Consider the following 19,132-nt stretch of genomic DNA (forward strand, 5'->3'; position numbering starts at 1 on the left):
GGCAGGGCCCCGGTTTCGACTCGGGAACAGACCTTCGTTCACTGATGCACGCCTGGGAATGATGTAGCGCGTGCAACCAAGGAGGTTTGAGGAAACAAGGAGCGTCCGGGTAAGGTGTGCGACCGTCTCCCCATTCATTTCTCCGAGCACGACTTGTCCGAAGTCACCCTGAGCGGGATCAAGAAGTCGTTTGGCCAAAACCTCATCGTGAAGGGCGTGGACCTTCAGGTGGGTGAAGGTGAATTCCTGGTGATGGTCGGCCCGTCCGGGTGCGGGAAGACGACCTTGCTGCGGCTCATCGCGGGCCTGGAGCAGGTGGACGCGGGCGAGGTGCGCATTGGCGGCGCCCGGGTGAATGACGTTCCGCCGCGTGATCGCGACGTGGCGATGGTGTTCCAGTCCTATGCGCTCTACCCGCACATGACGGTGCGGGAGAATCTGGCCTTCGGCCTGACGCTCCGGAAGTTCCCCGCCACGGAGATTGAGTCGCGCGTGCGGGAGGTGGCCGGAATGTTGGAGCTGAGCCACCTCTTGGAGCGCAAGCCCAAGGCCCTGTCCGGCGGCCAACGCCAGCGCGTGGCCATGGGGCGAGCCATCGTCCGCCGCCCGAAGGTCTTCCTCTTCGACGAGCCCCTCTCCAACCTGGACACCGCGCTCCGGGTCCAGATGCGCGGCGAGCTGGCCCGGCTGCACCGCCGGCTGGGCGCGACGATGATCTACGTCACCCACGACCAGGTGGAGGCCATGACGCTGGCCACCCGCGTGGCCGTCTTCAATGGCGGGCTCCTCCAGCAGGTGGGCCCGCCGCTGGAGCTTTACAACCGCCCCGCCAACCCATTCGTCGCGGGGTTCCTCGGCTCCCCCTCCATGAACTTCCTGGAGGCGCGGCGCGAGGGGGCTCAGTTTACCGGCAAGGGCTTCACCCTGCCCTGTCCAGCGGACGTGGCCACTGAGGAAGCCACGGTGCTGCTGGGTCTGCGTCCCCAGGATTTGCGCGTGATGTCCCAGGGGCCCCTCACCGGCACCGTGGACGCGGTGGAGCGACTGGGCTTTGACGGGTACGCCTTCGTCAACACGGAGGCCGGTCCGGTGGCGGCGCGCTTCGACAAGGGTGTGAATGTCGTGGTGGGTGACAAGGTGCACCTGGTCCCCGTGGCGGACGCGCTGCACGTCTTCTCCAAGGACGGCGCGAAGGCGCTGCGCCATCCGGAGCAGCCCGCCTCGCTGGAGGTCGCGTCGTGAGCCAGTGGCTCGGCCTGGCGCTGCTCGCCACGGCGCTGAGCGCGCACGCGGCGCCTGAGACGGAGAAGCCGCTGAAGCTGTGGCACGCGTACCGCGGCGGCGAGGAGACGGCGCTCGTCCAGGCCACGGAGCTCTTCACCGCGAAGACGGGCGTCCAGGTGGAGCTGCTCGCCCTGCCCTACGACGCCTACGCGGCCAAGCTGACCAACGCCATTCCCCATGGCGTGGGCCCGGACCTCTTCATCTTCAACCACGAGCGGCTGCGCAACTTCCACGCGCTGCACCTGATGGCCCCCGCCAGTGGCCTGGCGCGCGAGGACTACTTCCCCAACGCCGTGGAGGCGCTGGAGGTGGATGGCCAGGTGTACGGCTACCCCATGTCGCTCAAGTCGCTGGCGCTCTACGTCAACACGAAGCTCGTGACCCAGCCGCCGGAGACGACGGACGCGCTGCTGGCGATGCTGCCCGCGCTGTCGGACGCGGACGCGGGCCGCTTCGGGCTGGCCTATGAGAGCGGCGACTTCTACTTCCACGCGGGGTTCCTCTTCGGCTTCGGCGGCGAGCTGTTCGATGCAAACGGCCGCGCGAGCTTCGACACACAGGGGATGGCCCGCTCCCTGGCCTTTGTGAAGGACCTGCAGGACCGGCGCTTCATCCCCCAGGAGGCCTCGGGCGCGCTGGTGAAGAGCCTCTTCAACGACGGCCGTGCCGCCATGATCATCAGCGGGCCGTGGTTCGCCGGGGAGATTGCCCCCAACGTGGACTACCGCGTGGTGGGGCTGCCGGTGGTGAGCACCACGAACATCCCCATCCGCCCCTTCCTGGGCGTGGAGACGGCCTACGTATCCGCGCGCTCCAAACGAGCGGAGCAGGCCCAGGCGCTGGCGCGCTTCATCTCCTTGGGCGAGGCCTCGCGCGTGCGGGCCATGGTGGGCCGGCAGATTCCGGCGGACGTGGCCGCGTACACGCTGAAGGAGGTGCGGGAGGACACGCTCATCTCCTCCTTCCGCGAGGCGGCCCGCCACGCGACGCCCATGCCCAACACGCTGGAGATGGCGCGCGTCTGGGAGCCCATGAAGCTGGCGCTGCGCGCGGTGCTCCAGGGCGGCACCGAGCCCCAGGACGCGGGCGCGCTGGCGGACCGGCGCTACCGCGCGCTGCACCGCGAGCGCCCGCCCGACGCCAGCCCCCTGCCCTGGCTGGGCCTGGTGGGCGCCATGGCGCTGGGCGGCTCCGTCTATGTGCTGCGGCGCCCGGCGGCGACGCTGCCCTTCAAGCGCCGTTACCCGGATGTGGCGCAGGCGGTGGCGTACATCACCCCCGCGGCGGCCGGCGTGGCGGTGCTGGTGTTCGTCCCCTTCGCGGTGGGCCTCAGCCTGTCGCTGTTCCACCACGAGGCAGGGGAATACTCCTTCGTGGGCCTGGCCAACTTCGTGGATATCCTGGCCAGCCGCGGCTACAGCATCACCGAGCCCCTGTCCTTCTATTTCACGCTGGCCGTGACGCTGCTGTGGGCGGTGGTCAACGTGGTGCTCCACGTCAGCATCGGCCTGTTCCTGGCGCTGCTGTTGAAGGATCCACTGCTGAAGCTGCGGGGTGTCTACCGGGTGCTGCTCATCATCCCCTGGGCCGTGCCCAACTACATCACCGCGCTCATGTGGAAGGGCATGTTCCACCGGCAGTTCGGCGCCATCAACGGCCTGCTGGTCGCCCTGGACCTGGAGCCGGTGAGCTGGTTCACCCGCTTCTCCACGGCCTTCGCGGCCAACGTGGCCACCAACACCTGGCTGGGCTTTCCCTTCATGATGGTGGTGGCGCTGGGCGCGCTCCAGTCCATCCCCCAGGAGCTCTACGAGGCCGCGGAGGTGGACGGCGCGAGCAAATGGACGCAGTTCCGCCGCATCACCCTGCCGCTGCTGAGGCCCGCCATGCTGCCGGCCGTCATCCTGGGCAGCGTGTGGACCTTCAACATGTTCAACATCATCTACCTGGTGTCCGGCGGTGAGCCGGGCGGCGGCACCGACATCCTGGTGTCCGAGGCCTACCGTTGGGCCTTCCAGCGCAACGAGCAGTACGGCTTCGCGGCGGCGTACTCGGTCCTCATCTTCGTGGTGCTGCTGGTCTGGTCCGCCTTCACCAAGCGCCTGATGCGGTCGTCCTCGGAGGTGATGGGATGAACCGCCCCTCGCGCTTGAAGATGGCCGCCATCCACGCCGGGCTGACGCTGCTGTGCATGGCCACGCTCTACCCGGTGCTCTGGGTGGTGAAGATGGCGCTGTCGCCCACGGACGGGCTGGCGCTCACCGCCAACCCCTTCCCCGAAACCGTCACGCTGGAGCACTTCCGGCAGGTGCTCTCCGGCACGGACGCGGCGGGGCGGTGGGTGTTCGGCCGGCAGCTCCTGGCGAGCATCGTCGTGGCGGGCGCCACCACGCTGGTGGGCCTGACGCTGGCGGTGTCCGCGGCCTACGCGCTGTCGCGCTTCCGCTTCCCCGGCAAGGAAGGCGGGATGCAGGCGCTACTGGTGACGCAGATGTTCCCGGCGACGCTGATGATGGTGCCCATCTACAGCATCCTCCAGAAGCTGCACCTGCTGGACAGCCTCACGGGGCTCGTCCTCGTCTACGCCACCACCGCCCTGCCCTTCTGCATCTGGAACCTCAAGGGCTACTTCGACACGCTGCCACGCGAGTTGGAAGAAGCGGCGGTGATGGACGGCGCCTCCACCTTCCAGGTGTTCGTGCGCGTGGTGCTCCCGCTGGCCCGGCCCGCGTTGGCCGTGACGGCGCTCTTCTCCTTCATGACGGCGTGGAACGAGTTCATCCTCGCCGCCACGCTGCTCAATGACCCGTCCCGCTTCACCCTGCCCGTCGCGCTCCAGCGGTTCGTGGGCGAGCACAAGGTGGAGTGGGGCAAGTTCGCCGCGGGCGCGCTCATCGTCTCCGCGCCGGTCATGGCTTTGTTCTTCGCTCTCCAGAAACACCTCGTCGGCGGGCTGACCGCTGGCGGCGTCAAGGGGTGATGTCGATGTCGTCTCGCTGTCTCCGTGCCCTCTTCCTCGTCCTGCCTCTGCTGGTCGTCGCCTGTGACGGTGACTCAGACGGAGGTCCTTCTCCCAGCGACAACGCGCCCATCGTGCGGGAGGTCCAGCCTTCGGGCGGCCCCGTCGCGGGCAACACGCTCATCAACGTCTACGGCTCCGGCTTCAAGGAAGGCGCGAAGCTCTACTTCGGCCAGCAGGAGGCCCTGCGGGTGGTGGTGGTCAACACCTACCGCATCTACGGCTACACCCCCACCGCCACCTCCGGCGTGGTGGACGTGCGCGTGGTGAACCCCGACAGCGCCCACGGCACCCTGGTGGGCGGCTTCACCTTCGAAGGCGCGCCGTCGGCGAACATCGACCAGGCCGAGGTGCTCAACGGCAACGTGGACGCGGTCAGCAACGGTCAGCCGGTGGGTACCACCGTGCGCGGCGCCGTCACCGTGGCCGGCATCACCCGTGGCACGGGCCAGGGCGGCGGCACCCGCGCGCAGGTGGGCTTCGCCCCGGCGAACGCGGAGTTGCTCAACCCGGAGAGCTACACCTGGGAAGAGGCCACCTACGAGGGTGACTCGGGCAACCGCGAGGCGGACATCTACCAGGGCACCGTGCTGCTCCAGCCGGCCATTGGTGGTGCGCGCAACGAGTGGGTCGTCACCATGCGCTTCTCCATCGACAACGGCGCCACGTGGGTGATGGCGGACGGCGATGGCAGCGCCAACGGCGTGTCGGAGGACATGCTGCGCCGGGTGTTCATCTCCCGTCCGCGCGTGGACTATTGCAAGCTGGGCCCGGACAACAACCGCGGGCCGCTCAACGTCTTCTACCGGCCGGGCGACACCGCGCTCATCAAGGTGGCCGGCCAGGTGTACGCGGCGGGCGTCACCCAGGGCGGTGGCGCGGGCTCGGGCCTGGTGGCGCAGCTCGGCTACGGCCCGGCGGATTCGGACCCGAGCAGCGACAGCGGCTGGACGTGGATCAACGCCAAGTACAAGACGGACCACGGAAACAACGACGAGTGGGAAGCCGACCTGCCCAACCCGGGCACCGTGGGAACCTGGCGCATCGCCTACCGCTTCAGCATCAGTGAGAACGCGTGGCGCTTCTGCGACGTGGACGGCGTCAACGACAGCAACGAGGGCGAGCTGACCTTCAGCCTGACCAAGCTGGGCACGCTCACCGTGGGTGATGAGGCGCCGAAGCCGCAGGTGACGTGGTGCAAGATTGGCCTCGACCAGACGGCGCCGGAGCCCATCAACTACACGACCACGCAGACGTCGGGCCTGAAGACGGTGTACGCCCAAGTCAACCTGCCGGGCGTGACGGACCGCGAAGGCGCAGGGCCGAACCTGGCGGGCCAGCTCGGCTGGGGTCCCGTGGGTGAGGACCCGCGCACCTCGCCGCTGTGGAACTGGTCAGCCCAGCTGACTTTCGACAAGGACAACTTCGAGGTGAATGACCAGTGGAAGGGCACGCTGCCCAACCCGGCCATCAACGGCGAGTACCGCTACGCGGTGCGCTTCAACCACGACGGCGGCCCCATCCGCGTGTGCGACGGCAACGGCGTGGACGATGGCGGTCAGAACTTCGAGATGGACCAGCTCGGCACGCTCAACGTGACGGGCCAGCCCGTCATCCCGCGCGTCATCGGGTACTGCAAGCTGGGGCCGGATGGGAACAACACGCCGGAGACGGTGACGTATACGACGACCACCACGCCCAGCCGCCGGGTGGAGGCGCAGGTGTACGTGCAGGGCGTGACGAACGCGGTCGGCCAGGGCGCGGGCATTGTGGGTCAGCTGGGCTGGGGGCCCGCCGGTGAGGACCCGGCCACGTCCTCGCAGTGGAACTGGACCACGAGCGGCACCTACGTGTCGGACCTCGGCAGCGCCAATGATGTGTACGAGGCCACGCTGCCCAACCCGGGCGCGGTGGGCAGCTACCGGTTCGCCTACCGCTTCCAGGTGAACGACGGCGAATTCCTCTACTGCGACGCGGACGGTAACAGCGGCGGGGCCTCCGGCTTCGACGCCGCGCTGATTGGCACGCTCACGGTGACGGAGGCCCAGGCCATCAACGTGGTCAACTACTGCAAGCTGGGACCGGATGGGAACAACACGCCACAGTCGCTGGCGTACACCACAGGCGAGGCGGCCAGCCACGTCATCATCGCGTACGTCAACGTGGCGGGCATCACCGACACCACCACGGGCGAAGTCGCGGACATCGTGGGCCAGCTCGGCTGGGGTCCCGTGGGTGAGGACCCGGCCACATCCGACGAGTGGGCTTGGAGCACGACGGCCCAGTTCAAGGACGACTTCTGGGACAACGACGAGTACGAGGCCACGCTGCCCAACCCGGGCACGGTGGGCAGCTACCGGTTCGCCTACCGCTTCCAGGTGAACGGCGGCGCGTTCATGTACTGCGACGCGGACGGCAACAGCACCAACCCGGAGCACGGCTTCGACGTGGCGCTGACGGGCAGCCTGGCGGTGAGCGCGCAGAACCCGGAGCCCGAGCCGACGGACAGCTACTGCCGCCTGCTGAACGTGAGCGGCACGACGGTGGGCAGCGGCGACATCGTCACCGTGGTGGGCCGGGTGCACATCCCGGGCGTCACCGCGGGCGAGGGTCCGGGCGCCAACGTCCAGGTGCAGGTGGGCGTGGGCGCCGCGGACGCCAACGCGTCCACCCAGGCGGTCGCGTTCACCTGGAAGGCCGCGGAGTACACCGGCGAGGCGAATGGCGAGGCGGACACGGATGAGTTCTCCACCACCGTGACGCCTGCCTACACCGGCGACCGCGCCGTCAGCCTGCGCTACTCCACGGACGGCACGACGTGGACGTACTGCGACAAGGACGGCAGCAACGTGGGTGGGTACACGCTGGGCCAGCAACACGCCCTCACGGTGGGCAAGCACACGGGGATTGGCTACTGCAACCTCCAGTGGCCCTTCGAGATTGCCGTGGGCGCCGAGGGTGACCCGCGAATCGTCTACGGCCAGCTACACGTGGACGGTGTCACGCCCGGCAGCGGCCAGGGTGCTGGCGTCGTCGCTGAGCTTGGCTACGGCCCCGCGAGCAGCGACCCGGGCATCTCGGGTTGGACGTGGGTGGCAGCCACGTACCTCAGTGACGAGGGCAACAACGATCAGTACTCCGTAAGCCTGCCGGAGGGAGTGTCGGCCGGGACGTCCTACGCGTACCGCTACTCGCTCAATGGCGGGCCGTTCTGCTACGGCGACCGGAACGACCGGGGCGGCAGCGGTAACACCGGTAACGGCTTCCAGGGTGGGGACCTCGGCACGGTCATCCCGTAGCCACATAGCCAGTCCACTGGCCGCCCGGATGCCCACCAAGGCCCGGGCGGCCTTGCGGAATGATCGGACCTGCTGAAGCGTATGCTTGACAGTGTCGGATGAGGCCGATAAAAGCCGGCCTCACCGAAGCGCGGCGGACGCCTGACGGGCGGATAGCTCAGCGGTAGAGCGGCGCCCTTACAAGGCGATGGTCACAGGTTCAATCCCTGTTCCGCCCACTGTTGTACCGATGTGGGGAGTTAGTTCAGTTGGTTAGAACGCCGGCCTGTCACGCCGGAGGCCACGGGTTCAAGTCCCGTACTCCTCGCCAATAAGAAGGGCCCGGAATCGCAAGGTTCCGGGCCCTTCGCCTTTTAGTGAGAGGCTCGGGTTTTGGCCCTGCCGCTCGCAGCCCCCATCTGGGGAGTTAGTTCAGTTGGTTAGAACGCCGGCCTGTCACGCCGGAGGCCACGGGTTCAAGTCCCGTACTCCTCGCCATTGAGAGCCCAGCAATCCTCAGGGGTTGCTGGGCTTTTCTTTTTCCTCCGTCTCCCTATGTGCCCTCAGTGTGCCCCTCCGGCGTCGTTGGCCGGAGCGGCGTGGAACTGGAGGGGTACCGGCCGGTCGAGTTGCTGCACCGCGCTCTCACGCGGCCTCCGGCGCGAGGTGAGCGTACCGCATCGTCATTTCGATGGTGGCGTGGCCCATCAGCTCCTGGATGACCTTGAGTGGGACACCTCGCATGGTGAGGTGGCTGCTTAGGTGTGGCGCAGGTCGTGCCAGGTGATGCGCCCCTGCTCGCGGCTGATGCCCGCCCGGCCCACCGCCCGCGATAGCCGGTGCTCCGTCATGCTCGCGGTGAGCGACTGGCCGTCCGGCTGCGGGCGATTACCGCGCGCGACGCGCTGAAGGAAATCCTGGAGCGCAGCTCGCGCGGCGGACCGCCCAGCTTCCTCTCGGTGCTGAAGACGTTCGGTGGCACTCCCTCACCGGGGTGGCTGTCCTTCCCACGCGAGGCGTGACGCTGGCCATGGACTTCGCCAACCGCGGCGAGAAGACATGGAAGTTGGTGGAGGACCTGGACCGGCTGACGCGGCAGGCGGGCGGCGCGGTGTACCCGGCGAAGGACTCGCGGATGAGCCCGGAGAACTTCGCGGCGTACTTCCCGCAGCGCGACCGCTTCAAGCAGTACGTGGACCCGTCGTTCTCCTCGTCGTTCTGGCGGCGGGTGAACCCGGTGTCCCTGCCCTTCTCCCTGGCCGAGGAGCGGTGTGCGTCGGCGGCGCCCCCGCCACAGTCCCTGCTTGCCCTCCGCTGACCTTCCTTCCGAGATTCGCTCCCCATGAAGAAAGTGCTCGTCCTCGGCTCCACCAGCGCCATTGCCCAGGCGACGGTGCGGCTCCTGGCCGCGCGCGGAGCCTCGCTGTACCTCACCGGCCGCAACGCGGCGAACCTCGACGCGGTGACGATGGACGCCGCCACGCGCGGCGCGGCGAAGGTGGCGTCGCAGGTGGTGGACCTGAACGACTTCGACACCCACGAGGCGCAGAAGGCCGGTACGCTGGTGGTGATTTCGTCGGTGGCGGGCGACCGCGGCCGGCAGAGCAACTACGTGTACGGCGCGTCGAAGGGCGCGCTCAACGTCTTCCTCCAGGCCTGCGCAACCGGATGGCGAAGTCCAACGTGGCGGTGGTGACGGTGAAGCCGGGCTTCGTCGACACGCCGATGACGGCGCACCTGCCGAAGAACAAGCTCTTCGCCTCGCCGGAGAAGGTGGCGCGCGGACTGCTGAGCGCCGCGGACGCGAGGAAGAACGAAGTCTACGTCCCCGGCATCTGGGCGCTCATCATGCTCATCATCCGGACCATTCCGGAGACCCTGTTCAAGCGCATGAAGCTCTGAGCGCGCAGGGACTCCGGCGCGACTTGTCAGCGCGCTCTGCCATCCCCACACGGCGGGCTGGACCGAGTGGGGCACCTACGGGGAAGAGGACACCCTCGGCCGCGTGGAGCCTCGCGCGGCGGTTGGGCTTTCGCTTCGCCTTCGCCTGCCTGGTCCTCGACTCCGCCCCCTTCAATCGCTGACTCAGTCCAGCGGGGGCACGTCCCGGCCCTCGCCGAAGCCCAGGGCCCAGAAGCGTGGCCGGATGGGCTCGCGCGCCAGCAGCCACAGCAGGTGGTACTTCGCCTCGTCCTGGCCATCCGTCGCGAGCGCGAAGGTGCCGTAGTGCATGGCCACCGACGTGGACGAGCGCAGCACCTTGTGCGCCTGGAGGGCTTCCACCGGCCCCATGTGGATCGGACGGAAGGAGGTGGGCCGGTAGGCACCAATGGGCAGCACCGACAGCCGCATGGGCCCGAAGCGCTCGGCCATCATCGCGAAGTGGGGACCGAAGCCCGTGTCTCCAGCGAAGAAGACGGGCCCGCCGGACGTCGAGAGGACGTAGCCCGCCCAGAGCGTCGCCGCGATGTCGGTGAGCCCGCGGTTGGAGCTGTGCCGCGCCGGCACCGCCGTCACCGTGCGGCCCGGAGCCACCTCCGTGGACTGCCACCAGTCCAACTCCACCACCTGGCGGAAGCCCTCGTCGTCCAGCAGCGCCTTGTTGCCCAGGCCCACGATGAAGCGCGGATGGTGCGCCTCCTCCAGGCGCCGCAGCGTCGGCAGGTCCATGTGGTCATAGTGGTTGTGGCTCACCACGACCACGTCGATGGGTGGCAGGTCCTCGAAGCGGATGCCCGGAGGCCGCACGCGCCTGGGGCCGATGAAGGACACCGGGCTCGGACGGTCCGAATAGATGGGGTCCGTCAGCATGTTGAGCCCATCCGCCTGGACCAACACGGTGGCGTGGTTGATGAACGTCACCCGGAGCTGTCCCGGCCCCACGCGCTCCGGAGGCGGCTTTCCTGGAGGAGACTCCTCGTAGTCCCGCCAGGAACCCCGAGGAGGCCCATTTCGCAGCGCCTCCATGATCTCCTCCGGACTCAGGGGCTTGACGGGCTCCAGGTTCTGGAAGTGCCTACCGTCGAAGTGCTCCGTCACCGGTCCCTGGTGACGCGGGCCGGCGAAGAGACAGCCTCCGAGCCACGGAACCCCCAACAGCAACAACACCGATGCGAGCCTCGACATGCGTGTGGCGCTCCATGCAAGACACCTCGGAAACCAACCCGCGCGGCCCGGGCCCGCGTCCGTGTGCCAGTCCAACAGTGGACTGGGTTCAGGCCCGGCCGGCAACCTGGAATGCGCACACCAGAAGCGGTGCACCGCCGGTGTCACGCGACGGTGACGGTGCGCGAACTCCCAGGCGGCCACCGCCCCCCGTGCTCACGTCACGATGCCGTGCAGGATACGCTCGAACAGCCAGGGCGTCTTCCCCAGCAGCCGCACCACGGGGCGGCGAAGCCAGGGCCGTCGCGCCAGCATGAGCAGCGCGCCCGTCGACCGGGCGTACTTGCCGAAGACACGCTGGAAGCACCGGCTTGAGGGCGCGTGGGCACGCAGGGCGGAGGGCCCCTGACGCTCACATGTCAGGAGGGCCTGCTGTGGCTCACCTGCGAAGGGGACGTGAAGGACCTACGTGCTGCGACAGGGCGACACCCTGCACCTGACGCGCGCCGGACACGTGGTGGTCCAGGCACTGAGCGCCTCTCGCTTCTGCCTGGCACGACGTGCCTCCGTGCGCGCGCCGTGCACACCGCCGACCCAGGGACACGAGGCCCCTGTCCGGTAGGGAGGACGAGGACACACCCCCGAACGCCCCCGATGCCGTGAGCGGAGACGGAGACCGCCGCCGCTTCGCGCGCGTGCGGCCCCCGGCTGCGCAGGCGTGGACCAGCGCCAACGTATGAACTGGCCAACGGTTCGCCCCCGGTTCGGACAAACACCCGCCGCAATTGAATACCTTGCCTGAACAGCAGGGCACCATTCCGGGCGAAGTCAGACCCAAGGAGGAATTGCATGAAGCCGCAGGGGGGAATCCCATACATCGCTGTCGCAGTCATGGGCCTTTTCATGATGGACACAGGCATGTCCCACGCCCAGGAAGTGCAGCTGCGGGGCAGCACCAGCTACATGCCCGTGGCCCAGACGGAGCCCTTCGCTGACGTCATGGTGCGGATGAAGGCGGAGAAGCCCAAAATCACCGCGCGCCACCAACAGCTCCTCGAACACCGCTATGACCTGGGAAACCGTCCGGCCCGGGGCGTCACCATGTCCCGGGGGAAAGCCGTCCAGGAAGGCGTGCGGGTGAAGCTCCCGCAGGGCGTGACCTGGGAGTCCCTCGCCGCCATGAGCCCGGAGGCGATTCGAGACAGGGGGCTCTTCCCCGCGGGCTTCATGCCATTGCCCCACCCGAATCATCCGGAAGGCGGCATGGTCTTCCCCAAGTTCCACATCGATGAAATCAAGCGGCAGGAAGGGAGGGACCTCACACGGTTCGACCTCGACTTCGACCTGCCGGACCACCTGCTGCCGGAGTTCCCGCCGCCCATCTTCCTCACCACGCGCCCGGACCTGGGGGATGTCTCGCAGGGGAAGCTGGTGACCATCATGAACGTCCAGGAGCTGTTCAACGGCCTCCTGAATCCGAAGCAACTGGAAGGCCTCCGGCTGCTCGTCACGCCCTTTCCCCAGCAGCAGTTCAATCAGACCGCCGACCGCCGCTCCGAGCTGCCCGGCCGGGGCGTGAGCTGCTTCGACTGTCACGTCAACGGCCACTCCAATGGCGCCACGCACCTGGTGGGCGACATCCGGCCCCAGGAGTTCCGCCACCGCATCGATACGCCGACGCTCCGCGGGGTGAACATCCAGCGCCTGTTCGGCTCACAGCGGGCCCTGAAGACCGTGGAGGACTTCACCGAGTTCGAGCAGCGCGCGGCGTACTTCGATGGCGACCCGGTCATCGCGACAAAGAAAGGGGTCAACATCCTCGAGCGGGGCAGCCAGGTACACTTCATGGCGGAGGTCCAGGCTCTCCTCGACTTCCCGCCGGCCCCCAAGCTCCGCTTCGACGGGAAGCTGGACCCGAAGAAGGCCACCCAGCAGGAGCTGCGCGGACAGACGCTCTTCTTCGGCAAGGCGCAGTGCTCCGTGTGCCACCTCCCGCCGTATTACACAGACAACCTGATGCACAACCTGCAGGCGGAGCGCTTCTACAAGCCCCGGCTGGTGAACGGCGCGGTGATGGGCTCCGATGGCCCCATCAAGACATTCCCCCTGCGAGGCATCAAGGACTCTCCGCCCTATCTCCATGATGGGCGGCTCATGACGCTGGAGGACACGGTGGAGTTCTTCAACCTCGTGCTGGAGACCCGGCTCAACGCGCAGGAGAAGAAGGACCTGGTCGCGTTCATGCGCACGCTCTGACGCGCGCGCGGCAAGCCTGCCTCGGGCGCATGAGCGGCACCCTCCCGCCGAGCCACACGTGGCTGGGCGGGAGGGCGCCGCGAGACTCCGCCGATCCAGCATGAATCCCCGCTCTCCCATCCGTCAGGGGCGCGGCACATCCTTGCGCCCCGTAGCGGCATCGCCGTTCCAGTCCCTGCCTGTCGTTGACATGCAGGTGCGTGTTGGCGTGCAGGGAAAATCCCTCCAGCACGGAGCACCGCCACTGCTTGTTGGGAGGGGGCCGGACGTCCACCTCCGTCCAGCGGAGCCGTTGCTGGCGCGCAAGCGTCTCGTGCCCGCGAAGCATTGCAGGGCAGCAGATGCAAGCATTTGCCGGAGGGGCCCTTCAATGTTCGTGAATGACGCAGCGCCTGGCGGCCGCACCACTCGGCGCGGCCGCCATCAGCCCCCCGCGGCTCAGGGCTTCTGCTGGGTGGCGGCGGCCTTCATCCGCTCGAAGGCCGCGATGTATTCCTCCAGCGTATCGAGCCCCACGGCGGCGCGCCGCTCGTTCACCTTCTCGGGGTCCTCCAGCGCCTTGGGCACCGTCTTTCCATCCACCTCCTCCAACTGGGTGGCGTAGCGCTGCGGCTTGCCGGTATTCACCAGCACCCGGTCCGTGAGGTACGCGAGGTCCTTCGCGGAGCCCTCCCCTCGCGCCACGGACTTCTCCAGCATCGGAAGGACCTCGCTCTGAAAGGCCACATCCTGGTCCGCGTGCTGCACCAGCAACCACGCGGCAAAGGTACCGCGCCGGCCCACCAGGGCGCTTCCCGGCCAGCCCTGCTTCGCGATGACGCCCTTGAGCCAGGTGGTGTTGCGCGCATCGACGTCCATCATCTTCGCCTTGGCGGCCTCATCCTGGAAGTTCGAGGCGACGAGGGCACTGCGCGCCGCCTGGTCCTCGTCCATGCGCTTGAGCAACTCGTCCCGCAGCACAGGGTCCGCGGCCTCGTACTGCTTCGCCTCGGCGGCGATGACTCGCTGCTCCAGCGCCGCGTAGCCGGGCAGGCTCCGAACGTTGCTCAGGTCAGGGTCCTTATGGAGGTGCTTCGCGTCATCGAAGCCTTCCTCCACGGCGCGCTCCAGCCAGACCAGCGCCTCCTCGCGCTCCGCCAGCAAGGACGCCGCGCAGGCCGCGTTGTAGGCCAGGTTCCTGCTGCGCACCCCGCCTTCCCAAGCGCTTCGGAACAGGGGAAGGGCGCGCGCGTTGTCGCCCTTCATGGCCAGTCCGGATGCCTCGGAGGCAGCCGCTTTCGCCTCAGGCGTGGCGACGGGCTTTGGCGCCGCGGGCTTCGTGGCCGAGGCGGCTTCCGGCGCGGCGCCACCACCGTGGGCACATGCAACCAGGTTCAGCGCGGCAAGCAGGGCGATGATGCGACGCATGACACTCCAGGGGTATGGGGATGGACACTGGCGCTCCAAGCACGTCCTCGGAGCGCCAGCGGGCTGGCAGTGTAGGCAATCTCTTCAAGACTCCAAACGCCCAGGCGTACCGTTCAATCCGGTCTGAAACCGTCTTCCCGCGCGAGCAGGTTGCGATTGCCTCGCGTCGATTCGTCTCCATACCTCTCTACACGCGGTTCTTCTCCCTGGCTGTCACCCCACGCACTCCGAGCGACGCGGGAGCGGCACGGGCTTCGCCGTGCCGGCCGTCCGGCTCGCTCCGTGCTATAGGCCGCACCGCTCGGCGGCACGCACCCGAGGGGGAAAAACAGAGGATGTCTGAGCGGCACATTGAGATGTTCTGGCGTTGTTCGAGCTGCAACCACCGCAACCTCGGCCGCTACATGGTGTGCCAGGGCTGCAAGAACGCCAAGGACGGCAGCGAGCAGTATGAGATGCCGGAGGACACCGCGCCCGCCGTCACGGTGACCGACGAGGCCCTGCTGAGGATGGCCACCGCCGGTCCCAACTGGCGATGCGCCTATTGCGAGAGCGACCAGCGGGCCCTCGACGGCGGCTGCAAGCACTGCGGCGCGTCCGCCGTCGAAGGCTCGATTCCCGCCGAGCCCACGCGCCCCACGCCAGACGAGAAGAAGGGGGCGAAGAGCAACAGGCGCCTGGGCTGCTACATCCTCTTCATCATCGCGTTCTTCGGCTGCTGCTGTCCCATGTGGATGTCCTCCGGCAAGAAGGGGACCGCCTCCGCGACGGCGGCCACGACAGCGCCCAAGACGGAGCCGGAGAAGACGCGGACGCTCCAGGTCAAGGAGGTCTCCTGGGAGCACACGGTGAGCGTGGAGCGCTACCGCCTGGTGGATGACGAGGGCTTCGAGGAGGACCGGCCAGAAGGCGCCCTCCTGGTGAAGGCACAGGGCAAGCGCCACCACCATGACGACCAGGTGCTCGCCGGCTACACAACCGTTCACTACACGGAGCGCGTCCAGCGGGGCTTCACCACGGAGACCTACCGCGCCAAGGAGGCTTGCGGTGAGGACTGCACCACGACGCCCAAGAAGTGCAGCGAGCAGTGCACCAGCAACAGGAACGGCTTCGCGACCTGCAAGACGACCTGCACCGGAGGAGGTCGGAGCTGCACCACCCGGTACTGCTCCGTGACGAAGAAGCGCAAGGAGCCGCGCTACGTGGACGAGCAGCGCTCACGCCAGGAGCCGCGCTACCGGAGCGTGCCGCGCCAGGCGACCTGGTACACCTGGAAGGAGTGGCGCTGGATGCACGACCGGGACGTGAAGGCGAACGGCACCACGCGCGAGGCGCGCTGGCCCACCGACGCCGAGCTGCGGCCCGCCAAGGCCTTGCGCAAGGGCGAGAAGGAACGAAACGCGCGCGACGCGCGGTACAGCGTGGTCTTCCACGGCGACGACCAGCCCGCCATCACCTACCCCCCCGAAACACTCGAGGAGTTCCAGCGCTTCGCGCCCGGCAGCACGCACACCCTTCAGCAGGAGCAGGGCAAGGTCTCCGTCGTGACCCAGACGCCCCCGGCGCAGGCCACCCCGTGACCTGCGTGCCGCTCTCAAACGCGAAGTGAAATCGCGGGCCACTCCATGCCGGAACGGCTCGAAGGCGCTCCGGTTGACCGTGCGTGCTCCTGATTCCTACGTCCCATCGGAGTGCTATCGGGACGAGTCAACCCAAGACAGATGGCGAGTCGGCCTCGACGCGCATCAGCGACAGGATCGCCGAGCTGGGTGACTGGCGAGGCGAGGCGCTCGCCAGGGAGCGTGCCCTCATCAAGGAGGCCGTCCCGGATGTCGTGGAGGAATGGAAGTGGCGGGGCACCCCGGTCTGGTCCCACGGAGGAGTCCTCTGCACGGGTGAGGCATACAAGTCGGCCGTGAAGCTGACCTTCTTCAAGGGCGCTTCCCTGGAAGATCCTTCAAAGCTCTTCAACTCGAGCCTTGAAGGCAATGTCAGGCGCGCCAACGACATTCACGAGGGTGAGGAGTTTGACGCGAAGGCGTTCAAGGCCCTCATCCGCGCCGCCGCCGCGCTCAATACCGCTGGCGGAAAGAAGCCCAGGAAGCCGGCGTGAGCCTTCCGGGGGCGGCCCTCTCACGGCACCTTGCGTCCAGGCTCTACTCGGTGAAGGTGCCTCCCGAGTCGCACTTCGTGGCCTTCGACGTGAATGGCGCCTACGAGAATGGCGCTCTCACCGGGCACGGGTACGCCACCTACTGCCCCTCGCTCGACTCGTTCAAGAGCAAGCGCAAGTGACCGCGGTCCGACTCGCCTGACGGTGAGTCGGGTCTGCCCGGGCCCTCAGCAAGAGGGCCTGGGCCCGCCCTTCGGTGGGAGCGTCCCGCTGGTCGATGCTCTCATCGCATGGTCGCGCCACGCCCCCCCCTGTGGATGACGCTCCAGAAGAGCGCCCTGGCGGCCAACCGGGCCCACTCAGAGGATGCGCTGCTGCCGCTCCACAGGCCGGTACTCGCGGACTGACGACGACCCACCTGGTGCCTCAGCAATCCAGTGCGATACACCCCGCGAGGTCCGTGTCGCGAGTTCCCGCGCCTGAACCGTCCAAACCGAGGGGAGCCAATCCAACATGGCCTTCACGACCGCTCCTCTCCGTGCGCTCGGCATCGTTCTGGTGACGACGCGCGCGCTGGCGGCCACGCCCCCGGCTGCGCCCACACCTCGTGCGCTCGTGTTTGCCCAGAATCCCGTCCGGACCCCTGTTCCCAGCGAGCAGGAGCTCCCGCTTCCTCCCTCGGGGAGACGACTGGCGCATCCATGGATCGAGGCACTGTCCTGTGTCGTCCCCGAAGCCCATCCGCTTCCACCGGAGGACTCGCGCTTTCCTCCTGAGCGCGTCTGCTCTCTCCAGTCCACCGCCCGGCCTGATGCGCGCGGCCTCTTCGCCACACCGCCCCGCCAGGACGTGGAGGGGTCCTCTCCGGATGCCTTCGCGGAGGCCTCGCTCTTCTTCCACGCGGCAGCGACCTTGAACTACTTCCGTTCCCTCGGGTGGGAGCGCCCCTGGCCTGACGAGAAGCCGCCGCTCCGGCTCGTGGCGGACGTGCGGATGCCCTCACGGGACGGCAAGGTCCTCCTCCCGTGGGGCGATGCGCTCTTCGTGCCCGCCGCCGAGGGGGATGCGCGCGCGCACGACACCATCTGGTTCGGACGGGGCCCCGGGGTGAACCTCGCCTATGACGGCGACACCATCGCGCATGAGGTGACCCATGCGCTCCTGGAGCCCTTCCTGCCACGGAGCGCCTGGCGGCTCGACACATTCGGCGCCGACGGCTCGCCTGGCGCCATCGATGAGGGGCTCGCGGACTACTTCGCCGCCGCCATCTCGGGAGACCCCTTCCTCGGAGAATACGCCGTGCGGGCTGCCGAACCCTGGCGCTCGCGCAACATCCACACGCTGGCCCGCTGCCCCGAGGCACTCGTGGGACAGCGCCACACCGACGCCCTGCTCCTGTCCTCCGCGCTCTGGGCCCTCCGCGAGCCCGCGAGCCCGTCCCAGCGTGGGGCCCTGGACCGCGCCGTGCTCACCACGCTCCAGACCTTCCAGCCCGCCTCCGAGCTGTCCCTGGAGCGCTTCCTGGAAGCACTTGTCACCAGGCTCACCCGGGAGGCCCCCGAGCTCGCCCGCTCCGCCCAGGAGACGTTCTCCCGCCGGGGCCTCCTTCCCGCCTGCCCGCGCGTGCTCGAGTTGGAGCCGGGGCAAAGCCTTGGAGGGAGCGCTGGAGCCTTCGTGGCTCCTGGCGGGCGCTCCCTGCGGATGAAGGGACTGGCGCCCGGCCTCCTCCAGTTCCATGCCCGTGTCCCGCCGGGGACCACGGCCGTGTCCCTGCGTTTCAGGAGCGGCGCCCCTCGGCCCCCACCGGGGCAGGAGCTGACGCCATTCCACCCCGTGGTCCTCGCCAGGCGCCACCGCCCTCTTCAGTGGCGCCATGACGGCCCCCAAAGCCACTCCGACGCGGACATCACGACGGTCCCACTGCCCGGGGTGTCGAGAAGCGCACGCATCGAAACAGAGGGAGCCTCCGACGTCTTCCTCCAACTCGCCAACGCGGGGGAGCTGGATGGCTGGTACGACCACCTCTCCCTCGAATTCGAGAGTGGCCCTCCCGCGCCAGCCGCCCCGCCAGAGCCAGCGCCCCGCCTCCCATCTTCCTTCTGGGGATGGATGGGAGGCGCGGGCGCTGGCCTGGGAGCCTGGCTCTGGCGGAGGCGACGAAGGTCACCGAGCGCCTAGCGGCAACTCCTGTCGAGCACGTAGCCGACGTACATGGAGGTGTTCGCGCTATCCACCACGAGCCCGCGGAGATAGCCGTTTGCGCCACAGCCGAAGGAGTACTCGGGCAGGTTGCCCACCGTGCAGCCAGCGTTCTTTCCGCCCACCCTGGGCATCACGGTGAGCTTCCCCGTCTGGAGATTCCGGCACGACAGCACAATCGTCGACAGGTTTTGCGCACTGCACCAGGTCTGATTGGGCGCTCCACTGGCCCAACCGTTGATTCCGGTGACCTTCTGGACGACTTCACCGGCTGCGCAGTCCTGGGTGAAGGAGTCACCATTCGTGCCCCCAATCGCGGGGGCAGATCAGTCATCGCCTCTGATTGAAGCGCAACCGCCGGCGTAAACCACAGGCAGCCTCGCCCATTCATGAGTTCGGTCACCGCACGCGACACGGCCCGAACTTCGTGTTCTCGATGTGCCCTCATCATAACGTGGGCCCTGCAGCCGG

At 68.1% G+C, this 19,132-nt stretch carries 12 protein-coding genes, 3 tRNA genes and 3 pseudogenes; 14 read left to right on the forward strand and 4 right to left on the reverse strand.

The genetic code is table 11. The annotated features are described in order from the left end of the window. The first annotated feature begins 153 nt into the window (after positions 1–153). The 7 genes from BHS09_RS27695 to BHS09_RS27725 all read left to right on the forward strand — a co-directional run bounded on the left by BHS09_RS27695 (position 154) and on the right by BHS09_RS27725 (position 8,079). A complete protein-coding gene (locus tag BHS09_RS27695) occupies positions 154–1,242 on the forward strand; it encodes an ABC transporter ATP-binding protein (RefSeq protein WP_174260657.1) in 1,089 nt (362 codons plus the stop codon). After that, positions 1,239–3,419 carry an extracellular solute-binding protein gene (locus BHS09_RS27700; protein ID WP_140799547.1) on the forward strand — a complete coding sequence of 727 codons (2,181 nt, stop codon included), beginning with the start codon at positions 1,239–1,241 and terminating at the stop codon, positions 3,417–3,419. The genes BHS09_RS27695 and BHS09_RS27700 overlap by 4 nt, the downstream gene beginning before the upstream one ends. Next, a complete protein-coding gene (locus tag BHS09_RS27705) occupies positions 3,416–4,264 on the forward strand; it encodes a sugar ABC transporter permease (RefSeq protein ID WP_090490031.1) in 849 nt (282 codons plus the stop codon). Before BHS09_RS27700 ends, BHS09_RS27705 begins: the two co-directional genes overlap by 4 nt. A 5-nt stretch (positions 4,265–4,269) precedes the next feature. Beyond that, positions 4,270–7,602, forward strand: a complete 3,333-nt coding sequence (locus BHS09_RS27710) for an IPT/TIG domain-containing protein (protein WP_237079863.1) — start codon at positions 4,270–4,272, stop codon at positions 7,600–7,602. Positions 7,603–7,748: 146 nt separating this feature from the next. Further along, positions 7,749–7,820 (forward strand) — tRNA-Val (locus BHS09_RS27715). A gap of 15 nt (positions 7,821–7,835) precedes the next feature. Beyond that, positions 7,836–7,912 (forward strand) — tRNA-Asp (locus tag BHS09_RS27720). Between the two features lie 90 nt (positions 7,913–8,002). Then, a tRNA-Asp gene (locus BHS09_RS27725) sits at positions 8,003–8,079 on the forward strand. Positions 8,080–8,144: 65 nt separating this feature from the next. Here BHS09_RS27725 and BHS09_RS39605 read toward each other — a convergent pair. Beyond that, positions 8,145–8,462, reverse strand: a pseudogene (locus BHS09_RS39605) (tyrosine-type recombinase/integrase); the annotation flags it as partial. A 9-nt stretch (positions 8,463–8,471) separates the two neighbouring features. On the opposite strand from BHS09_RS39605, the pseudogene BHS09_RS27735 reads away from it, so the two are divergent. Together BHS09_RS27735 and BHS09_RS40135 are read left to right on the forward strand one after the other, a co-directional pair. After that, positions 8,472–8,899: pseudogene (locus tag BHS09_RS27735) on the forward strand (FAD-binding protein); the annotation flags it as partial. Positions 8,900–8,923: 24 nt separating this feature from the next. Then, positions 8,924–9,483, forward strand: a pseudogene (locus tag BHS09_RS40135) (SDR family NAD(P)-dependent oxidoreductase). A gap of 183 nt (positions 9,484–9,666) precedes the next feature. Here BHS09_RS40135 and BHS09_RS27745 read toward each other — a convergent pair. Then, the gene (locus BHS09_RS27745; protein ID WP_174258910.1) at positions 9,667–10,707 is read right to left on the reverse strand and encodes an MBL fold metallo-hydrolase; all 1,041 of its coding nucleotides are present in this window, start codon (positions 10,705–10,707) and stop codon (positions 9,667–9,669) included. An 897-nt stretch (positions 10,708–11,604) separates the two neighbouring features. On the opposite strand from BHS09_RS27745, the gene BHS09_RS27755 reads away from it, so the two are divergent. Next, positions 11,605–12,942, forward strand: a complete 1,338-nt coding sequence (locus BHS09_RS27755) for a cytochrome B6 (RefSeq protein WP_237079865.1) — start codon at positions 11,605–11,607, stop codon at positions 12,940–12,942. Positions 12,943–13,380: 438 nt separating this feature from the next. Here the strand turns inward: BHS09_RS27755 and BHS09_RS27765 are convergent, their stop codons facing one another. Then, on the reverse strand, positions 13,381–14,349 hold the full coding sequence (locus BHS09_RS27765; protein ID WP_140799550.1) for a DUF6624 domain-containing protein: 969 nt from the start codon (positions 14,347–14,349) through the stop codon (positions 13,381–13,383). Between the two features lie 335 nt (positions 14,350–14,684). Between BHS09_RS27765 and BHS09_RS27770 the strand changes: the two genes are divergently transcribed. The 4 genes from BHS09_RS27770 to BHS09_RS27785 all read left to right on the forward strand — a co-directional run bounded on the left by BHS09_RS27770 (position 14,685) and on the right by BHS09_RS27785 (position 18,640). Further along, on the forward strand, positions 14,685–15,929 hold the full coding sequence (locus BHS09_RS27770; RefSeq protein WP_140799551.1) for a hypothetical protein: 1,245 nt from the start codon (positions 14,685–14,687) through the stop codon (positions 15,927–15,929). A 116-nt stretch (positions 15,930–16,045) separates the two neighbouring features. Then, entirely contained in the window at positions 16,046–16,462 is a 417-nt protein-coding gene (locus BHS09_RS27775) for a DUF1801 domain-containing protein (RefSeq protein WP_174260658.1), read from the forward strand. Continuing rightward, a complete protein-coding gene (locus BHS09_RS27780) occupies positions 16,459–16,644 on the forward strand; it encodes a hypothetical protein (protein ID WP_140799553.1) in 186 nt (61 codons plus the stop codon). Before BHS09_RS27775 ends, BHS09_RS27780 begins: the two co-directional genes overlap by 4 nt. A 331-nt stretch (positions 16,645–16,975) precedes the next feature. Continuing rightward, on the forward strand, positions 16,976–18,640 hold the full coding sequence (locus tag BHS09_RS27785) for a gluzincin family metallopeptidase (protein WP_140799554.1): 1,665 nt from the start codon (positions 16,976–16,978) through the stop codon (positions 18,638–18,640). Here BHS09_RS27785 and BHS09_RS39625 read toward each other — a convergent pair. Further along, positions 18,637–18,798, reverse strand: a complete 162-nt coding sequence (locus BHS09_RS39625; RefSeq protein ID WP_237077493.1) for a hypothetical protein — start codon at positions 18,796–18,798, stop codon at positions 18,637–18,639. The genes BHS09_RS27785 and BHS09_RS39625 overlap by 4 nt on opposite strands. Positions 18,799–19,132 lie beyond the last annotated feature (334 nt).

This window comes from Myxococcus xanthus (genome assembly GCF_006402735.1).
GTDB lineage: Bacteria > Myxococcota > Myxococcia > Myxococcales > Myxococcaceae > Myxococcus > Myxococcus xanthus_A.

Bases quoted from the DNA above. Each gene is read 5' to 3' on its own strand.
- BHS09_RS27765 (WP_140799550.1), bottom strand. From the start codon at position 14,349: ATGCGTCGCATCATCGCCCTGCTTGCCGCGCTGAACCTGGTTGCATGT.
- BHS09_RS27785 (WP_140799554.1), top strand. From the start codon at position 16,976: ATGGCCTTCACGACCGCTCCTCTCCGTGCGCTCGGCATCGTTCTGGTG.
- BHS09_RS27710 (WP_237079863.1), top strand. From the start codon at position 4,270: ATGTCGTCTCGCTGTCTCCGTGCCCTCTTCCTCGTCCTGCCTCTGCTG.
- BHS09_RS27755 (WP_237079865.1), top strand. From the start codon at position 11,605: ATGTCCCACGCCCAGGAAGTGCAGCTGCGGGGCAGCACCAGCTACATG.
- BHS09_RS27770 (WP_140799551.1), top strand. From the start codon at position 14,685: ATGTCTGAGCGGCACATTGAGATGTTCTGGCGTTGTTCGAGCTGCAAC.
- BHS09_RS27705 (WP_090490031.1), top strand. From the start codon at position 3,416: ATGAACCGCCCCTCGCGCTTGAAGATGGCCGCCATCCACGCCGGGCTG.
- BHS09_RS27745 (WP_174258910.1), bottom strand. From the start codon at position 10,707: ATGTCGAGGCTCGCATCGGTGTTGTTGCTGTTGGGGGTTCCGTGGCTC.